Source organism: Pseudomonas sp. B12(2026) (assembly GCF_057767015.1).
Map to the genome: position 1 here is coordinate 5,125,224 of NZ_CM173430.1, position 17,306 is coordinate 5,142,529.

Below are 17,306 nucleotides of genomic sequence, written 5' to 3' on the forward strand. Positions count from 1 at the left end.
CTGTCGCTGCCAATGCAGCGAGATCGCTCTATCCTTGTCCGGCATGCGCTGACAAGGGAACCCCATGCTGAACGCGAAACTCACCAAGGGACTGCTCTGGGCACTGATCGCAGTCCTGGCCATCACCGTTCTGCTGCTGGCGCTGCGCATCACGGCGCTGCGCAACATCCCGCCGCTGGAGCCCTGGCACACCTGGGTGCCGAAGGACCTGCACAGCGAGGCCATCGACCGCACGGACTGGGCCGGCTACCTGGACGCCGAGGCGAAGCTCATGCAGAGCATGCGCCAGGAAATGGCAACCCGCCTGCAGCCCTTCGAGCGCGTCGCCTACAACCGCTACTTCGACCAGAGCGAGGTCTACCCCGGCCAGTTCGCCAGCGACTGGAACCGCTCCTACGAGCTTCGCCCCGACGGCCCGGTTCGCGGCGCGGCGGTGTTGCTGCATGGGCTGACCGACTCCCCCTACAGCCTGCGCCACCTGGGCAATCACCTGCGGCAGCAGGGCTACGTGGTGGTGGCGATCCGCATGCCGGGCCACGGCACGGTGCCGGCCGGCCTCACCGATGCGACCTGGGAGGACTGGCTGGCCGCCACCCGGCTGGCCGTGCGCGAGGCCACCGCGCAGGCGCCCGCGGGCGCGCCGCTGCTGCTGGTGGGCTTTTCCAACGGCGGCGCGCTGGCGCTCAAGTACAGCCTCGACGCGCTGGACGACAAGGCCCTGCCCATGCCCCGCAAGCTGGTGCTGATCTCGCCGATGATCGGCCTCACCCGCTTCGCCCAGTTCGCCGGGCTGGCCGGGCTGCCGGCGCTGCTGCCGGCCTTCGCCAAGGCTGCCTGGCTCAGCGTGCTGCCCGAGTTCAACCCGTTCAAGTACAACTCCTTCCCGGTGGCCGCGGCGCGGCAGACGGTGGGGCTGACCGACGCCCTGCAGCGCAGCCTGGATGCGACCAACCGCAACGGCAGCCTCGCCCGCCTGCCGCCGATCCTCACCTTCCAGTCGCTGGCCGACAGCACCGTCAGCACGCCGGCGGTGGTCAGCAACCTGTATGACCGGCTGCCCGACAACGGCAGCGAACTGGTGCTGTTCGACCTCAACCGCTCGCTCAGCCACGGCCCGCTGATGCGCCCGGACATGGCCAGGCTCGGCCCGCGCCTGCTGCCGGAGCGCAAGCGCGACTATGCCCTGACGGTGGTCTCCAACACGCCCGAAGACAGCCAGGCGTTCGCCCTGAACATTCCGGCGCACAGCCTGGAGCAGAGCCGCCAGCCGCTGGGCGTGAAATACCCGGCGGACCTGTTCTCGCTCTCCCACGTCGCGCTGCCCTTCCCGACGAACGACGCGCTCTACGGCCAGTACCCCGATCCGAGCGAGGATTTCGGCATCCGCCTCGGCACGCTGATGCCCCGTGGCGAACGCGGCGTGCTGATCGTCGGCCTGGACCTGTTCCAGCGGGTGACGTCCAACCCGTTCTACGACTACCTGGTGCAGCGGGTGGACCAGGCGCTGCCGGGGAAATAGCCACCCGGCCTCCGGGCGGAGGCCGTCAGGCACCCTCCACGGCCGCGTCGCTCGCCAGCGCCGAATCCTCGCGGACCCGCCGTTCGTTGCCGAAGCGCCGGGTGAAGCCGATGCGGTCGAAGTATTCCAGCAGCTGGATGCAGCGCTTGCGGCCGATGCCGATGCGGTCGCGGAAGGCGGCGGCGCGGATGATGCCGGCCTCGTCGCGCAGCTGCAGGGCGTGGCCGGCGAGCTGGCGCAGGGTTTCTTCCGGGTAGAACAGGTCCCTCACCACCTGGTGCAGCTGGCCGAGGCGGGCGAGCTTGCGCAGCAGCAGGCGCACGTCGCCCTCCTCCGCCGCCAGTTCGCGGGCCAGGTCGCGTACCCAGGGCGGGTCGAAGGCGCCGGCCAGCAGCAGCGGCCAGAGGCGCTCGCGCAAGCGCTCGTCGTTCTCGCCGAGCTGCACGCGGTGATCGGGCAGGTGCAGCCAGGGGCCGCTGCTGTCGATGCGCTGGTCGGCCAGCAGACCCTCCAGCAGGGCGACGAACACCGGCCGCTCCAGCTGCGGCAGCGCATAGCGGCGCAGGCGGTCGCGGTCGGGACCGAGCTCGTCGGGCTGTTCGCCGTGGAAGCGTTGCAGGGCGTCGATCACCTGCTGCTGCAAGGCGCTCCAGCGCTCCGCCGCGAACAGCCGCTGGCCCAGGCGCGTCGACACTTCCACCCGTTCGCCGGGCAGCCGCCAACCCGCGCGCGGGCGGTTGAACTGCCGCGCCAGCAGCGCCGGGTCGAGGCCGTTGCCGGCATGGGCGAGCAGGGTCGGCAGCGCGCTTTCCAGCTCGTCGCCCTGCAAGGCGCGCAGCTGTTCGAGGCGCTCCGCGCTGCGGCGGTTGCGCGCCGGGGCGAAGGGGTCGAGCACGCGGCCGCCGCCGAGGGTGCGCTGGGCGGACTGGTCGCGCAGCACCAGGCGGTCGCCATGCACGGCATGGCTCGGCGCATTCAGCACCAGCTGGGCGAAGGCGCGCTCGCCCGGTTGCAGGCGCTCGCCTTCGAGCAGGGCGACGCGGCCGGTGACATCCTGGGCGCCGAGGTGCACATGGACCGGAGTCCAGTGGGCGAAGGCCCGCGTCTCGCTCGGCAGCAGGTGCAGGTCGATGTCGATGCGCGTGGTGGGCGCGTGCAGCTCCGGGGCGATCAGCCAGTCGCCGCGGTGAATCTGTTCGAGGCTCAGGCGTTCGCCAGCGATGTTCACTGCCACGCGCTGGCCGGCGTGGGCCTGCTGCGCCTCGCGGTTCTGCGCGTGCAGGCCGCGCACGCGAACGCGGCGGCCGGCGCTGCCGAGCAGCAGTTCGTCGCCCACCTTCACGCTGCCGGCGAAGGCGGTGCCGGTGACGACGACGCCGGCGCCGCTGACGCTGAAGGCGCGGTCCACCGCCAGGCGGAAGCCGCCCGTTGCCGCGCGCTCGCGGGTTTCGCGGGCCGCATCGGTCAGCGCCGCGCGCAGGTCCTCGATGCCCTCGCCGGTGACGCTGGAGACCGGGAAGACCGGCGCATCAGCCAGCGCCCCGTCGGCGAGCAGCTCCCGCACTTCACCTGCGGCCTGCGCCACGCGCTCGGCGGGCACGCGGTCGGCCTTGGTCAGCGCCACCAGGGCGCGGCGGATGCCGAGCAGCTGGACGATGGCGAGGTGCTCGCGGGTCTGCGGCATCACGCCGTCGTCGGCGGCCACCACCAGCAGCACCAGGTCGATGCCGCTGGCACCGGCGAGCATGTTGTGAACGAAGCGCTCGTGCCCCGGCACGTCGATGAAGCCGGTGAGCCTCCCGTCGCCGAGGTCGGCGTAGAGATAACCGAGGTCGATGGTGATGCCGCGCTCGCGCTCGGCCGGGCGGCGGTCGCCTTCCAGGCCGGTGAGGGCGCGCAGCAGCGAGGTCTTGCCGTGGTCGATGTGGCCTGCGGTTCCGACTATCACACCGCGTCCTCGGCCAGCAGCGGCAGTTGCGCGACGAAGCCGGGCTCGTCGTCGAGCTGGCGCAGGTCGAGCCACAGCGCGTTGTCGTCGATGCGGCCGACCACCGGGATCGGCAGGCAGCGCAGGCGCTCCTCCATGTCCAGCAGCGCGCGGCCGCGCTGGCGCTTGGGCTGGTTCGGGCGCAGGCACAGCGCGGCGCTGGGCAGCCGTGCGACCGGCTGGGCGCCGCTGCCGATCATGCCCAGGGCGTCTTCGGCGGTGACGCTCCAGCCTTCGCCCAGCAGCGCCGCCAGGGCCGGCGCCAGGCGCTGGGCCTGCACGCGGATGTCGGCCTGCGGGCGGCTGAGCAGGCGCAGGCTGGTCAGGCGCTCGGCGAGGCGGTCGGGGTCGCGGTAGAGGTTGAGCACGGCTTCCAGCGCGGCGAGGGTCAGTTTGTCCACGCGCAGGGCGCGCTTGAGCGGGTTCTTCTTGATCCGCCCGATGAGTTCCTTGCTGCCGAGGATCAGCCCGGCCTGCGGGCCGCCGAGCAGCTTGTCGCCGCTGAAGGTGACGATGTCGGCGCCGTCGCGCAGGGCTTCCTGCACCGTGGGTTCCTTGGGCAGGCCCCAGCGGGTGAGGTCGACCAGGGTGCCGCTGCCCAGGTCTTCCAGCAGCGGCAGGCCGTGGGCGCGGGCGATCTGCGCCAGCTGCGCGGTGGCGACGCTGGCGGTGAAGCCCTGCACGCTGTAGTTGCTGGTGTGCACGCGCATCAGCAGGCCCGAGCGCGGGCCGATGGCGGCTTCGTAGTCCTTGGCGTGGGTGCGGTTGGTGGTGCCGACCTCGACCAGTTTCACCCCGGCGCGGGACATGATGTCGGGGATGCGGAAGGCGCCGCCGATCTCGATCAGTTCGCCCCGGGAGATGATGCCTTCCTTGCGCGCGCCCAGGCTGTTGAGCGCCAGCAGCACGGCGGCGGCGTTGTTGTTGACCACGGTGACCGCCTCGGCGCCGGTGAGCTCGCGGATCAGCCCGGTGATGAGGTCGTCGCGGTCGCCGCGCTTGCCGGTGGCGAGGTCGAATTCGAGGTTGAGCGGGTAGCGCGCGGCCATGCCGATGGCGTCGATGGCTTCTTCGGGCAGCAGCGCGCGGCCGAGGTTGGTGTGCAGCACGGTGCCGGTCAGGTTGAACACCCGGCGCACGCGGCTGGCGTGGTGCGCGGCGAGGCGTTCGCCGGCGCGGCCGGCGAGCACGGACTCTTCCAGTTCGACGGCGGCCAGCTGGCCGTGGCGCGCCGGCTCGCGCAGTTCGTCGAGCAGGTCGCGCAGGGTCTTGAGCAGGGCCTCGCGGCCGTAGCGCTGCTGCAGCGGCTGGCAGGCCGGGCTGCGCAGCAGGCGGTCGATGGAGGGCAGGCGTACCGAGGTCATGGACAAACCTTGTGCAGGGGGCGATGGCTGGAGTCAGTCTAGAAGACCGGGGCGCGGGCGGGCGTCATGCCTTTGCAGGATGGGTGGAGCGCAGCGATAACCATGCTGTCGCTGCGCAGGCCTCGATGGGTATCGCTGCGCTCCACCCATCCTACGTAGAGCCTTGTTTCAGCCGCCGCTGCCGGGCGCCAGCAGCAGGTTCGGCGCGCTGCGCAGGTAGCCGTCCTCGGCGAGGCGGATGTCCAGCGCGAGGCTGGCCAGGTCGTCCGCCTGGGCCTCGGCGTGCTCGTCGTGCTGCAGGTAGAACTGCTTGAGGTAGGACTGGCAGCCGGGGCAGGTCTCGGCCTTGAGCGGCGCCTGGTCGCTGGCGATGCCCTCGCGCTGCAGCGAGTAGTAGGCCAGGCCCTTGCTCTCGGTGCAGTGGCTGCACTTGACCCGCACGTAGTGCCATTCGCAGGAGCACAGCGAGCACGACAGGTAGCGCAGTCCGGCGTGCTTGCCGCGATGGCGGATCATCCCCGCCACCGGCGGCGCGCCGCAGGCCGGGCAGAGGGTCTGGCTGTCGGTTTCCGCCAGGGTGTCGTCCGGCAGCGCCAGCAGCCACTGGCTGAAGGCGACCTGCAGCACGGCGCCGAGGAAGGGCACCAGCGCCGGCGGCAGGAGGTCGAACTGGCCGTTGAGCAGGCCCAGGGCCCAGGCCTTGCGCTGGCCCTGGTCGGCGTTGCGCAGGGTCTTCAGCGCCTCGACGATCGCCGGGTTGGCGGTGGGCTCGTAGGCGTCGAGGAAGGCGTCCAGCAGCGGCAGCCAGGCGCCTTCGCGCACCAGCGTTTCATAGGCCAGCGGCGGCATGCGGTGTTCGCGGCTGCGGGCCAGCGCGGCGGCATCCGGCGATGGCAGCGGCAGTTTGCGCTCCAGAAGCGCCTGCTGGGCGTCGCAGACGCCGGCGATCAGTTCGAGGTAGCCCTGCAGCGGATTGCCCGGCGCCAGCTGGCGCAGGCGCGCGGCGCGGAGGCTGAACAGGTCGTGGGGTGGCAGGTTGAACAGCGGAGGGATGTTGGCGGCAGCTTCGATCTGCCCGGGTTCGAGGATTCGGCCTGACACGCAGGACTCCTTGTTGGTTGCGGCGCGGGGCGTCGGCGCCCCTCGCCCTGGCCCTCCCCCGGCGGGAGAGGGAACTGTCCGTGCCGGCTGGAGAGTCACCTCCAGCCGGCATTCACTCGGGTAACGCGACTCAGTGGCCCTTGCCCTTCTCCACGTCCTTCAGCCAGCCGTGGTGGTGCTTGCGCGCCCAGCCGCGACTGACCCAGCCGCTGAGCATGGCGCCCATCGAGCCCTTCACCCAGATGCCGGCGTAGATGTGCACCAGGATGCTGCTGATGAGCACGAAGGCGGCGACGGCATGCAGCAGCGCCGAGACGCGGATGACGTCGATACCGAACATGTGGCTGAAGTATTGCCGCCAGATGACGAAGCCGGTCACCAGCAGCACCAGCATGCACAGCAGCAGGGTCCAGAACAGCAGCTTCTGCCCGGCGTTGTAGCGACCGACTTCCGGGAGGTTTTCCTCGCGGTTGGCGACCACGTCGCGCCATTGCCTGAGCCATTGCATGTCACGCTCCTGCATCAGGTTGTGGTGGGCGAAGCGCGCCACCAGCCCGAGGAAGAACAGGAACATCGCCACCCCGAGGAAGGGGTGGAGAATGCGCGTCCAGGGACCACCGCCGAAGAGGTTGGTCAGCCAGAACATGGCCGGGTGGAACAGGGCCAGCCCGGAGAGGCCGGCCAGGATGAACAGAATGGCCACCATCCAGTGGTTGCTCCGTTCGTTGGCGTTGTAGCGCTGGATATCTTTCTTCATGTCTCGATCCTCATTGCCCTCACCCCGACCCTCTCCCTGACGGGAGAGGGGGCAAAAGCATCTGCCAGGGAGGTCACGGATTGCGACGCGGGTCGAAGTCATGCACCGCTGGGTCGACCTTGTGTACCGGCCCTTCCGGGCCCGGTCCGCCTTCCTCGTCCTCCTCGACCCGGTTGCGGCCGGTGCGGATGTAGTGGAAGAACCCGGCCAGCACCACCGCGCCCATGGCCAGCAGGCCGAGGGGTTTGCTGGGGCCTTTCCAGAACCTGACCATCGGGCTGATCGTCGGGTTGTCCGGCAGGCCGGCGTAGAGCGACGGCTGGTCGTTGTGGTGCAGCACGTACATCACGTGGGTGCCGCCCACCCCTTCCGGGTCGTACAGGCCGGCGTTCTCGAAACCGCGCGACTTGAGGTCCTCGATGCGCTCGGCGGCATGCACCTTCATGTCTTCCTTGGAGCCGAAGACGATGGCGCCGGTCGGACAGGTCTTCACGCAGGCCGGCTCCATGCCCACCGCCACGCGGTCGGAACACAGGGTGCACTTGTACGCCTTGTTGTCCTTCTGCGAGATGCGCGGGATGTTGAACGGGCAGCCGGTGATGCAGTAGCCGCAGCCGATGCAGTGGTCCTGGTTGAAGTCGACGATGCCGTTGGCGTACTTCACGATCGCCCCCGGGCTCGGGCAGGCCTTCAGGCAGCCCGGCTCGTCGCAGTGCATGCAGCCGTCCTTGCGGATCAGCCACTCCAGGTTGCCGGCCGGGTTCTCATGCTCGGTGAAGCGCATGACCGTCCAGGACTGGTCCGTCAGGTCGATCGGGTTGTCGTAGGTGCCGTGGTTGTGGCCCACCTCGTCGCGCAGCTCGTTCCATTCCGAGCAGGCGACCTGGCAGGCCTTGCAGCCGATGCACTTGGACACGTCGATCAGCTTGGCCACTTCCTCCTGGTGCCGCACCGAGGGCATCGGCGTGGTAGTAGCGGAGCGGGCGTAGATGTCTTGACTACTCATGCTTCACCTCACGCCTTTTCCACGTTGACGAGGAAGGACTTGAACTCCGGCGTCTGCGTGTTCCCGTCGCCCACGAAGGGGGTCAGGGTGTTGGTCAGGTAGCCGTTGCGCGCGACCCCGGAGAAGCCCCAGTGCAGGGGGATACCCACGTGGTGCACGGTCTTGCCGTTGACCTGCAGCGGGCGGATGCGCTTGGTCACCACCGCCACCGCCTTGATGTAGCCGCGGTTGGAGGAGACCTTCACGCGGTCGCCGGCCTTGATGCCGAGTTCCTTGGCCAGCGCCTCGCCGATCTCGACGAACTGTTCCGGCTGGGTGATCGCATTCAGGTGGGAATGCTTGGTCCAGAAGTGGAAGTGTTCGGTGAGACGGTAGGTGGTCGCGGCGTAGGGGAACTCGTCGGCCTTGCCGAACAGTTCCATGTCGTTCTTGAACACCCGCGCGGCCGGGTTGTTGATGGCCTTCGGGTTCTTGTGCAGCGGGTTGATCCCGATGGGCGTCTCGAACGGCTCGTAGTGCTCGGGGAACGGGCCCTCGGCCATCTTGTCGACGGCGAAGAAACGCGCCACGCCTTCGGGGTTCATGATGAACGGGTTCATCCCCGCTTCCGGCGGCACGTCCACCTTGAAGTCGGGCACGTCGGTGCCGCCCCAGGCCTTGCCGTTCCACCACACCAGGCGCTTCTTCTTCGGGTCCCAGGGCTTGCCGCTGACATCCGCCGAGGCGCGGTTGTAGAGGATGCGCCGGTTGGCCGGCCAGGCCCAGGCCCAGCCAAGGGTCTGGCCCATGGCGTAGGGGTCGCTGCTGTCGCGGCGGGCCATCTGGTTGCCCAGTTGCGTCCAGGAGCCGGCGAAGATCCAGCAGCCGCTGGCGGTGCTGCCGTCATCGCGCAGCAGCGCGAAGCCCGGAAGCTGTTCGCCGGCTTTCGCCAGGATCATGCCGTTGGCCGGGTCGACCAGCTCGGCCAGGGCCTTGCCGTTGTACTCCCTGGCCACCTCGTCCGGGCCCGGCTCGTCGGGCTTCAGGTAGCTCCAGTCGAGGCCGAGGATCGGGTCGGGGAACTTGCCGCCGTCCTTCGCGTAGGCACCACGCAGGCGGTGGAACAGCCCGGCCATGATCGCGATGTCGGTGCGTGCCTCGCCCGGCGGCTCGGCGCCCTTCCAGTGCCATTGCAGCCAGCGGCCGGAGTTGACGATGGAGCCGTCTTCCTCGGCGAAGCAGCTGGTGGGCAGGCGGAACACCGTGGTCTGGATGGACTTGGTGTCGACGTCGTTGTGCTCGCCGGCATTGCGCCAGAACTCGGAGGTCTCGGTGGCCAGCGGGTCCATCACCACCATCCACTTCAGCTTGGCCAGCGCGGCGCCGACCTTGGCCTTGTTGGGGAACGAGGCGATGGGGTTGAAGCCCTGGCAGAAGTAACCGTTGACCTTGCCCTGGTACATCATGTCGAAGTAGCGCAGCACGTCGTAGCCGGCGCCCGGCACGTCGAGCTTGGGCAGCCAGTCGTAGCACCAGTTGTTGTCCTTGGTCGCGGCCTTGCCGAACCAGGACTTCATCAGGCTGACGTGGAACTTGGGATAGTTCTGCCAGTAGGACAACTGCCCCGGACGCAGCGGCTTGGCCGTGCGCTTGGCGATGTAGGCGGTGTAGTCCTGCTCGGCGTCGCCGGCCAGGGTCAGGTAACCCGGCAGCGAGTTGGACAGCAGACCCAGGTCGGTCAGGCCCTGGATGTTGGAGTGGCCGCGCAGGGCGTTCATGCCGCCGCCGGGCATGCCGATGTTGCCCAGCAGCAGCTGGACCATCGCGCCGGTGCGGATCATCTGCGAGCCCACCGAGTGCTGTGTCCAGCCCAGGGCGTACATGATGGTCATCACCTTGTCCGGTGCGGCGGTGGTGGAAATCTCTTCCCACACCTTGAGCATCATGTCCTTGGGCGTGCCGCAGATGTTGCTCACCACGTCCGGCGTATAGCGGCTGTAGTGCTGCTTCATCAGGTTGAACACGCAGCGCGGGTGCGTCAGGGTCGGGTCGACCTTGGCGAAGCCGTCCTCACCCAGCTCGTACTGCCAGGAGGACTTGTCCGGATAGGTGCGCTTCTCGGCGTCGTAGCCGTTGAACAGGCCGTCCTCGAAACCGAAGCCTTCCTTCACGATGAAGGAGACGTCGGTGTAGTTGTGCACGTATTCCTTCTGGTACCTGTCGTTTTCCAGCAGGTAGTTGATCAGGCCGCCGAGGAAGGCGATATCCGTGCCGGTACGGATCGGCGCGTAATAGTCGGCCACCGATGCGGAACGGGTGAATCGCGGATCGACCACCAGCAGGCGCGCCTTGTTGTGCGCCTTCGCCTCGGTCACCCACTTGAAGCCGCACGGGTGCGCTTCGGCGGCGTTGCCGCCCATGATGAGGACCAGATCGGCATTCTTGATGTCGGTCCAGTGGTTGGTCATGGCTCCACGGCCAAACGTCGGGGCAAGACTTGCCACCGTCGGGCCGTGTCAGACACGCGCTTGGTTATCGAACGCCAGAAGTCCCAGGGAACGCATCACCTTGTGGGTGATGTAGCCCGCTTCGTTGGAAGACGCCGACGCGGCCAGGAAGCCGGTGGTCAGCCAGCGGTTCACCGTCTGGCCCTGGGCGTTCTTCTCGATGAAGTTGGCGTCGCGGTCTTCCTTGATCAGCTTGGCGATGCGGTCCAGCGCCTCGTCCCAGCCGATGCGTTTCCACTCGCTGGAACCGGCCTCGCGCACCTCCGGGTATTTCAGGCGGTTGGGGCTGTGGACGAAGTCCATCAGGCCGGCGCCTTTCGGGCAGAGGGTGCCGCGGTTCACCGGGTGGTCGGGGTCACCCTCGATGTGGATGATGTTCTGCGCAACGTTCTTCGCCGCATCCCCCTGGCTGTACATGAGGATGCCGCAGCCTACCGAGCAGTATGGGCAGGTGTTGCGGGTTTCAACGGTGCGCGCAAGCTTGAAATGGCGGACCTGGTCGGCGAATGCATCCGGGGGCGCAACCCCGAGTGCCGCCAGGCTCGATCCTCCAAGGCCTACAGCGCAGACCTTGAAGAATTGCCGACGGTTCATATCCATCGTGCGTCTCCTGATCAGGCAGCGTACGTCCGGTACATGGCCGGACCCTTGCTGTTTTAGAAAGATAGCCAAGCCGAGGCAATGCGCCAGCTGAAGGCGGCGCAGACCTTGCACGCGGGTCCTCGGCGGCGCATTGACGCGCGTCAGTGTGCCACTCAGAGTGGGGCGATTAATACACCCAAGTGAGCAGCCGAGGGGTAGACACAAGGGGTATTGCCAGCCGGACGGCAGGCGGATTGCTGGCGATCCGTCTGCAGGGACTCGTGCAGGCCCAGCAGGGCCAGCCCGATGAGAGCCGCGAGCAGGTAATGGCGCGCATGTTTTCTTCTTATCGCTTTCATGACGACCTCCGTCACTTCAGCCTGCGATCGGGGCACGAAGCCCTGCCATGGGGAAAATTCTGCAAGCGATCCGCCGGCTGTCAACCGCCGGTGTGAGCGAATTGCCTGAACGGTAAGCCGGGCGAAGGCTCAACATCGGCCGCGCACTTCGCACGTGTAGGAGCGAGCTTGCTCGCGAACAGATCAGCCGGCAGCTCCGGCGTCCAGGCGGTTCGCGAGCAAGCTCGCTCCTACAGGGACGGGAAAATCAGCGCGGGATCAGGACTCCAGCAACCCCTTGATCGCCTGCAGGTCCTTCTGCACCCACTGCGCATCCCGCTCGAAGGCGGCGTCGTCCACTCCCGCCGGGCGCAGCAGCGTGAGCTGCAATTCGCAGCCGTTGCCATTGGCGATCAGCCGCAGCGGGATGTGGATCGCCGGACTGTCCTCGGGCAGCACGTCGTGGTCCAGCACGCCGAAGGCGTTGCGCGGCGAGAAGCGCACCCGCAGCGGGCCCTGCGGCGTCTGCGCCAGCCACAGGTCGCCCTGCAGCGGCTCGATGGCGCTGCACAGGCCGGAGGCCCAGCGCGGGAAGTTCGCCGGCGCGGCGAGAAAGTCGTAGGCCTCGTTCCAGCGCCGCTCGATGCGGACGCTCAGGATGCGGGAGGGCAGAGTCGTCATGGCGGGCTCCAGGAGTCGGGCAGTGCGATGCACCGGTCTCGTGCATACTAGCCGGCTGCCATTTCCGCTTCGATTGCCCAGGAGTCATTCCATGCCCACGCCGCCCTGGTGGATGTTCGTACTACCCCTGATCGCCGGCGCCTGCCTGCCCTTGCAGGCCGGCATCAACGGCCAGCTGGCCAAGCAGGTCTCCAGCGTGCTGGCCGCCGCGCTGATCTCCTTCTTCGTCGGCACCATGGGCCTGCTGGTGCTGACCCTGGCCAACCGCGAAATCCCCGGCCTCGCCGCCCTGCGCGGGCTGCCGTGGTGGCAGTGGTGCGGCGGCTTCCTCGGCATGTTCTTCATCTTCATCGCCGCCTTCGCCGCCCCGCGCGTCGGCGCGCTGATGTTCATGGTGCTGGTGCTCGCCGGCCAGCTGGGCATGGCCATGACCCTCGACCACTTCGGCTGGGCCGGCTTCCGCGAAGCGCCGGTCAGCACGCTGAAGATCGCCGGCATGGTCGCCATCGCCGTCGGCATCTGGATGATCCGCAAGGGCTGATAAGCTGAAGGGCAACGGCCACGGACGGTGCGCTCGCAGGAGAATTGCATGACCGACATCCAGGTGATCCTGGTCGACGAACACGATAACCCGACCGGCACGATGGAAAAGCTCCAGGCGCACCGCCAGGGCCTGCGCCACCGGGCCATCTCGGTATACCTGTTCAACGCCGCCGGCGAGCTGCTGCTGCAACGCCGCGCGCCGGGCAAGTACCACTGCGGCGGCCTGTGGAGCAACACCTGCTGCGGCCACCCATACCCGGACGAATCGGCCCGGCACGCCGCCGAGCGCCGGCTGCGCGAGGAGATGGGCGTGGGCGTGGCGCTGCACAAGCTGTTCGAGTTCAGCTATTGCCTGGAACTCTCCGGCGGCATGACCGAGCACGAATACGGCCACCTGTTCGGCGCCATCGACGAACGGCCGCCGCGCCCCGATCCCGGGGAGGCGGACGCTTTCCGCTACGTCGCCCTGCCCGACCTGGAAGCCGAGATGGCCGCGCACCCCGAGCGCTTCACGCCCTGGTTCCACGTCTGCTACCCGCTGTTCCGCCAGTACCTGCGCGACCACGGCGGGCTCGCGGCCCTCTCGGCGCGCTGAAGGGCCCGCTTCGTCGAAAGACCGCGCAATTCTCCAGCGGCGCCACTATGATGCGCGCCTCGCTCCGCCCAGCCGAATGCCGCCATGAGAAAACCGCCGCTGATCGCCAACGCCGAACTCGACCGCCTGGAAACCTGGGCCAGATACACCTCGGGTCTGTGCAAGGACTGCCACGCCACCTGCTGCACCATGCCGGTGGAAGTGAAGGTGGGCGACCTGATCCGCATCGGCATCGTCGACGAATTCGAACGCGAGGAGCCGGCGAAGAACATCGCCAAGCGCCTGCAGAAGGAAGGCATCGTCGAGCGCTTCAACCAGAAGAGCGGCATCTTCACCCTCACCCGCTCGAGCAACGGCGACTGCCTCTACCTGGACCGCAAGACCCGCCTGTGCACCATCTACGCCAAGCGCCCGGACACCTGCCGCAACCACCCGCAGGTCGGCCCGCGCCCCGGCTACTGCGCCTACCGCAAGAAAGCCGACTGAGCGCCAATCAATCAGGGCAAAACGCCGTTATTTGCGGCTTTTCGTAGGAGCGAGCTTGCTCGCGAACCGCATGGCACCGTGCCTTGCAGGTTCGCGAGCAAGCTCGCTCCTACCAGTGGCGCCCGCGCCTGAACCGGCTCGCTATACTGCGGGCCTGCTCAGGAGCCCCGCATGAATCCCCTGCTCGAAGCCTGGCGTCACCCGCCGACCCACCGCCGCGTCTGGGCGCTCGCCGCGCCGATGATCCTCTCCAACGTCTCCGTGCCGCTGGTCACCCTGGTGGACAGCGCGGTGATCGGCCATCTGCCGCACGCCCACCAACTGGGCGCGGTGGCGGTCGGCGGCGGGCTCTACACCCTGCTGGTGGGCGTGCTCGGCTTCCTGCGCATGGGCACCACCGGCTTCGCCGCCCAGGCCGCCGGGCGCAGCGACGGCGGCGCGCTGCGGCGCATCCTCGGCCAGGGCCTGCTGCTCGCCCTGGGGCTGGCGCTGCTGCTCGGCGCGCTGGCGGTGCCGCTGACCGATCCGGCCCTGGCGCTGATGCGGCCGTCCGCCGAGCTCGATTCGCTGGCCCGCGAGTTCTTCCACATCCGCCTGCTCGGCCTGCCGGCGGCGCTGGCCACCTATGCGCTGGTCGGCTGGTTCCTCGGCACGCAGAACGCCCGCGCGCCACTGGCGATCCTGCTGACCACCAACCTGATCAACATCGCCCTCGACCTGTGGTTCGTGCTCGGCCTGGAATGGGGCGTGGCCGGCGCCGCGCGGGCCACGGTGATCGCCGAGTGGAGCGGCGCGCTGCTGGGCCTGGCGCTGACCCGCGGCGCCCTGCGCCGCTACCCCGGCCAGCCGGACTGGACGCGCCTGCGCGCCTGGACGAGCTGGCGGCCGCTGCTGATGGTCAACCGCGACATCTTCATCCGCAGCCTGGCGCTGCAGGGCGTGTTCTTCCTGCTCACGGTGCAGAGCACGCGCCTGGGCGACGCCACGGTGGCGGCCAACGCGCTGCTGCTCAACGGCCTGATGATCACCTCCTACGCCCTCGACGGCCTGGCCCACGCAGTGGAAGCGCTGTGCGGCCATGCCATCGGCGGCCGCGACCGCGCTGCGCTGCGCCGCTCGCTGGTGGTGGCCTGCGGCTGGTCGCTGATCGCCAGCCTGCTGTTCGTGGCCTTCTTCGGCTTCGCCGGGGAACTGTTCATCGCGATGCAGAGCGACATCCCCGAAGTGCGCGCCACCGCCGACCAGTACCTGCCCTACCTCGCCTGCCTGCCGCTGATCGGCATGTGGAGCTACCTGCTGGACGGCCTGTTCATCGGCGCCACCCGCGCCCGCGAGATGCGCAACGCGATGCTCCTGGCCTGCGCCGCCAGCCTGCCGCTGGGCCTCGCGCTGCAACCGCTGGGCAATCACGGCCTGTGGCTGACCTTCCTCTGCTTCATGTCGCTGCGCGGGCTGATCCTCGGCCTCTACGCCTGGCGGCTGACGCGCCGGGACGCCTGGCAGGTGCCCGCCGCCACCTGAACCGGCTGGAACGCGCGGGTGCCAGCCTCTACAGTGCCTGGCACGGCCCGACAAGCCCTCCCCCAAGGCCCCACCAGAAGGACCCACTCCATGGCCCAAGCCATCGCCGCCTACCTGCACTACCTGTCGATCTTCGTCCTGTTCGCCCTGCTGGTGCTGGAGCACCGCCTGTTCCGCCTGCCGCTGGACCTGCAGCGGGCGCGCAGCCTGGTCGTCGTCGACCTGCTCTACGGCGCCTGCGCCGGCGTGGTGCTGCTGACCGGCGCGGCGCGCGTGGTGTGGTTCGGCAAGGGCAGCGACTACTACCTGCACAACAGCCTGTTCCACGCCAAGATCGGCCTGTTCGTGCTGGTCGCGCTGCTGTCGATCCTGCCGACCATGACCTTCCTCAACTGGCGCAACGACCTCAAGGCCGGCCAGGTCCCGCAGGTCGGCGAACGCCAGGGCCGGCTGGTGACCCTGACCATCCGCGCGGAACTGCTGGCGCTGCTGGTCATGCCGCTGCTGGCGACGCTGATGGCGCGCGGCTTCGGCATGATCGGCTGAGCCGATCGGTAACGCGGCTCACTCCGCGGCGGCGAGCAATTCCCCCAGGCGCCGCCGCAAGGCCGGCACCTCCTGCTCCGCCGGCCACAGGTGGAAGCGCTCGCGCAGCAGCGCCAGCAACTCGTCCGCGTCGCCGATGACGCGCTGCTCGACGTCGCCCTCGGCGCTGCGCCGGGAGAACTGGCCGTTGAGCAGCGACAGCCGCGCGCCGTCCTCGCTGATGGCCGCGCGCAGGGAGCGGCGGAACACGCTCTGCGGATAGGTCGAGGTGAACCAGTTGCGCATGGCGTAATCGGTCCAGTGCTGCGCCTGCAGGGTGAAGCGGTACAGCGTCTGCCAGCCCGAGGCCGAGCGCGCCGCCATCTCCAGCTCGCCCTCGGCCCGGGCGGTGATCCGCCAGCCGCCGGGCAGTTCCTCGTCCACCCGCAGCGGCAGCGCGCGGGTCGATGCCGGGCCGCCGAAACCGATGTCCACCAGGTGCGCGCCTTCAGCCAGGTCGACGCGCAGCAGCAGGTGCGACTGCGGGGTCAGCGGCGCGTCGGCAGGCAGGCCCCAGCGCACCCGCCCGACCAGCAGCGTCACCCGGTAGTCGAGGCTGGCCAGCAGGCGGGCGAACAGGCTGTTCAGCTCGAAGCAGTAGCCGCCGCGGCGCTGCTCCACCACCTTGGCGAAGACCGCCTGCGGGTCGATGTCCACGGTCTTTTCCAGCAGCACGTCGAGGTTCTCGAACGGCAGCCGGTGCAGCGCCGCGTCGATCAGCCGGTCCAGGTTCGCCAGCGTCGGCGCCGGGCGCTCCGCCGGCAGGCCGAGGCGGGCCAGGGTGGCGTCGAGCTGGGCGGCGCTGAAGGGGGTGAGCGGGGTCATGCGGGTCTCCTTTCGCAGGTTTTCAGTGGGCAGGTGCAGCCGCTTCGGCGCGAGTCCCGCGGCCGGGAACGAAATTCACGCCACGGCGCCCGCCAGGCGAAAACCCGGGCGCCAGCCGAGGCGATGGCGGGCCTTGGCCGAGCTGACGTCGATGTCCTGCTCCGCCACGTTGTAGGCGCCGTGGGCGCCCCATTCCAGCGCCAGCAAGGCGGCACGCGCGGCATCGTCCACATGCACGGAAAGGCGCGGGTCGGCGATCTCGCAACCGGTGCCCGGCCCGTACAGGCGGCCGTAGCGCAGCACGATGCCCTCCATGGGCCCGGCGCCCAGCACGGCGGACTCCAGCGCGGCGACAGCGTCCACGCTGATGCCGCGGCTGCCGTCGGCGCCGAGGTCCAGCGGCTGGTCTTCATGCAAGGGTGCGACGCCGGGCGCGTAGGCCCAGGCGATGCTCTGCGCCACCAGGCGCTCGACACCGGCGGCGCGGGCGGCGGCCACCAGGTTGGCGCTGCCTTCGCGGCGCACGCGGGCGTTGCGCGGGAGGGCGGCGGGCATCTGCGCGGGATCGAGGCCGGGCGGCAGGTCGGTGAGCTGGTGGATCACCCAGCGCGGCCGGAAGTCCTGCAACGCCGCGTGCAGGCCGGCGGCGTCATACACGTCCAGCACCAGCGCCCGCGCCCCGGTCGCCTCGATGGCGGCGGCGCGCTCGGGCGAGCGGCTCATGGCCAGGACCTCGTAGCCGCGCGCCAGCAGCAGCGGCAGCAGGCGTTTGCCGATGGCGCCGCTGGCGCCGGCGAAAAACACTTTCATGCACATGGAGGACCCCGGGGCGATCAGTGGCGATGGAGTGACTCTAGCCACGCCATGCCCCACTCCACAGAGCCAAGATCGCGCGAACTCACTGGGACATGCTTCGCCGAAGGGCTTCCT

The 17,306-nt window shown here is 69.2% G+C and carries 15 protein-coding genes; 6 read left to right on the forward strand and 9 right to left on the reverse strand.

Annotated elements, in window-relative coordinates:
- The first annotated feature begins 64 nt into the window (after positions 1–64).
- Positions 65–1,519: an alpha/beta hydrolase gene (locus tag AC3B6A_RS23935; RefSeq protein WP_488399580.1), complete on the forward strand. Its 1,455-nt coding sequence runs from the start codon at positions 65–67 to the stop codon at positions 1,517–1,519.
- Between the two features lie 25 nt (positions 1,520–1,544).
- Here AC3B6A_RS23935 and selB read toward each other — a convergent pair whose 3' ends face one another.
- From selB to AC3B6A_RS23970, 7 genes are all read right to left on the reverse strand, one after another.
- On the reverse strand, positions 1,545–3,467 hold the full coding sequence (gene selB / locus AC3B6A_RS23940) for a selenocysteine-specific translation elongation factor (protein WP_488399581.1): 1,923 nt from the start codon (positions 3,465–3,467) through the stop codon (positions 1,545–1,547).
- The gene (gene selA, locus AC3B6A_RS23945; RefSeq protein ID WP_488399582.1) at positions 3,464–4,870 is read right to left on the reverse strand and encodes an L-seryl-tRNA(Sec) selenium transferase; all 1,407 of its coding nucleotides are present in this window, start codon (positions 4,868–4,870) and stop codon (positions 3,464–3,466) included. The genes selB and selA overlap by 4 nt, the downstream gene beginning before the upstream one ends.
- A gap of 168 nt (positions 4,871–5,038) precedes the next feature.
- Positions 5,039–5,971 (reverse strand): formate dehydrogenase accessory protein FdhE, encoded by a 933-nt coding sequence (gene fdhE / locus AC3B6A_RS23950; RefSeq protein ID WP_488399583.1) that lies wholly within the window; start codon positions 5,969–5,971, stop codon positions 5,039–5,041.
- A 130-nt stretch (positions 5,972–6,101) separates the two neighbouring features.
- A complete protein-coding gene (locus AC3B6A_RS23955; RefSeq protein WP_488399584.1) occupies positions 6,102–6,728 on the reverse strand; it encodes a formate dehydrogenase subunit gamma in 627 nt (208 codons plus the stop codon).
- A 73-nt stretch (positions 6,729–6,801) separates the two neighbouring features.
- On the reverse strand, positions 6,802–7,734 hold the full coding sequence (gene fdxH / locus AC3B6A_RS23960) for a formate dehydrogenase subunit beta (protein WP_488399585.1): 933 nt from the start codon (positions 7,732–7,734) through the stop codon (positions 6,802–6,804).
- Between the two features lie 8 nt (positions 7,735–7,742).
- Positions 7,743–10,820, reverse strand: coding sequence for a formate dehydrogenase-N subunit alpha (gene fdnG / locus AC3B6A_RS23965; RefSeq protein WP_488399586.1), 3,078 nt, complete (start codon positions 10,818–10,820; stop codon positions 7,743–7,745).
- Between the two features lie 599 nt (positions 10,821–11,419).
- A complete protein-coding gene (locus AC3B6A_RS23970) occupies positions 11,420–11,821 on the reverse strand; it encodes an SRPBCC family protein (RefSeq protein WP_488399587.1) in 402 nt (133 codons plus the stop codon).
- A 91-nt stretch (positions 11,822–11,912) separates the two neighbouring features.
- On the opposite strand from AC3B6A_RS23970, the gene AC3B6A_RS23975 reads away from it, so the two are divergent.
- The 5 genes from AC3B6A_RS23975 (at position 11,913) to AC3B6A_RS23995 (ending at position 15,512) form a co-directional block, all read left to right on the forward strand.
- A complete protein-coding gene (locus AC3B6A_RS23975) occupies positions 11,913–12,362 on the forward strand; it encodes a DMT family transporter (RefSeq protein ID WP_488399588.1) in 450 nt (149 codons plus the stop codon).
- Positions 12,363–12,410: 48 nt separating this feature from the next.
- Complete coding sequence (gene idi, locus AC3B6A_RS23980) at positions 12,411–12,959, forward strand: isopentenyl-diphosphate Delta-isomerase (RefSeq protein ID WP_488399589.1); 549 nt, start codon at positions 12,411–12,413, stop codon at positions 12,957–12,959.
- A gap of 84 nt (positions 12,960–13,043) precedes the next feature.
- Entirely contained in the window at positions 13,044–13,445 is a 402-nt protein-coding gene (locus AC3B6A_RS23985) for a YkgJ family cysteine cluster protein (RefSeq protein ID WP_488399590.1), read from the forward strand.
- A 171-nt stretch (positions 13,446–13,616) separates the two neighbouring features.
- On the forward strand, positions 13,617–14,966 hold the full coding sequence (locus tag AC3B6A_RS23990; protein ID WP_488399592.1) for an MATE family efflux transporter: 1,350 nt from the start codon (positions 13,617–13,619) through the stop codon (positions 14,964–14,966).
- A gap of 90 nt (positions 14,967–15,056) precedes the next feature.
- Positions 15,057–15,512, forward strand: a complete 456-nt coding sequence (locus tag AC3B6A_RS23995; RefSeq protein WP_488399593.1) for a DUF2214 family protein — start codon at positions 15,057–15,059, stop codon at positions 15,510–15,512.
- An 18-nt stretch (positions 15,513–15,530) separates the two neighbouring features.
- On the opposite strand, the gene AC3B6A_RS24000 is transcribed toward AC3B6A_RS23995, so the two are convergent.
- Together AC3B6A_RS24000 and AC3B6A_RS24005 are read right to left on the reverse strand one after the other, a co-directional pair.
- Positions 15,531–16,376, reverse strand: coding sequence for an arylamine N-acetyltransferase family protein (locus AC3B6A_RS24000; RefSeq protein WP_488399594.1), 846 nt, complete (start codon positions 16,374–16,376; stop codon positions 15,531–15,533).
- Between the two features lie 75 nt (positions 16,377–16,451).
- Positions 16,452–17,192 (reverse strand): NAD-dependent epimerase/dehydratase family protein, encoded by a 741-nt coding sequence (locus AC3B6A_RS24005; protein WP_488399595.1) that lies wholly within the window; start codon positions 17,190–17,192, stop codon positions 16,452–16,454.
- Positions 17,193–17,306: the final 114 nt, after the last annotated feature.

Excerpts from the sequence above, each read along its gene's own strand:
- selA (WP_488399582.1), bottom strand. The coding sequence starts at position 4,870 with ATGACCTCGGTACGCCTGCCCTCCATCGACCGCCTGCTGCGCAGCCCG.
- AC3B6A_RS24000 (WP_488399594.1), bottom strand. The coding sequence starts at position 16,376 with ATGACCCCGCTCACCCCCTTCAGCGCCGCCCAGCTCGACGCCACCCTG.
- AC3B6A_RS23955 (WP_488399584.1), bottom strand. The coding sequence starts at position 6,728 with ATGAAGAAAGATATCCAGCGCTACAACGCCAACGAACGGAGCAACCAC.
- idi (WP_488399589.1), top strand. The coding sequence starts at position 12,411 with ATGACCGACATCCAGGTGATCCTGGTCGACGAACACGATAACCCGACC.
- AC3B6A_RS23985 (WP_488399590.1), top strand. The coding sequence starts at position 13,044 with ATGAGAAAACCGCCGCTGATCGCCAACGCCGAACTCGACCGCCTGGAA.
- AC3B6A_RS23970 (WP_488399587.1), bottom strand. The coding sequence starts at position 11,821 with ATGACGACTCTGCCCTCCCGCATCCTGAGCGTCCGCATCGAGCGGCGC.
- AC3B6A_RS23935 (WP_488399580.1), top strand. The coding sequence starts at position 65 with ATGCTGAACGCGAAACTCACCAAGGGACTGCTCTGGGCACTGATCGCA.
- fdxH (WP_488399585.1), bottom strand. The coding sequence starts at position 7,734 with ATGAGTAGTCAAGACATCTACGCCCGCTCCGCTACTACCACGCCGATG.
- AC3B6A_RS24005 (WP_488399595.1), bottom strand. The coding sequence starts at position 17,192 with ATGTGCATGAAAGTGTTTTTCGCCGGCGCCAGCGGCGCCATCGGCAAA.
- AC3B6A_RS23995 (WP_488399593.1), top strand. The coding sequence starts at position 15,057 with ATGGCCCAAGCCATCGCCGCCTACCTGCACTACCTGTCGATCTTCGTC.
- AC3B6A_RS23975 (WP_488399588.1), top strand. The coding sequence starts at position 11,913 with ATGCCCACGCCGCCCTGGTGGATGTTCGTACTACCCCTGATCGCCGGC.
- AC3B6A_RS23990 (WP_488399592.1), top strand. The coding sequence starts at position 13,617 with ATGAATCCCCTGCTCGAAGCCTGGCGTCACCCGCCGACCCACCGCCGC.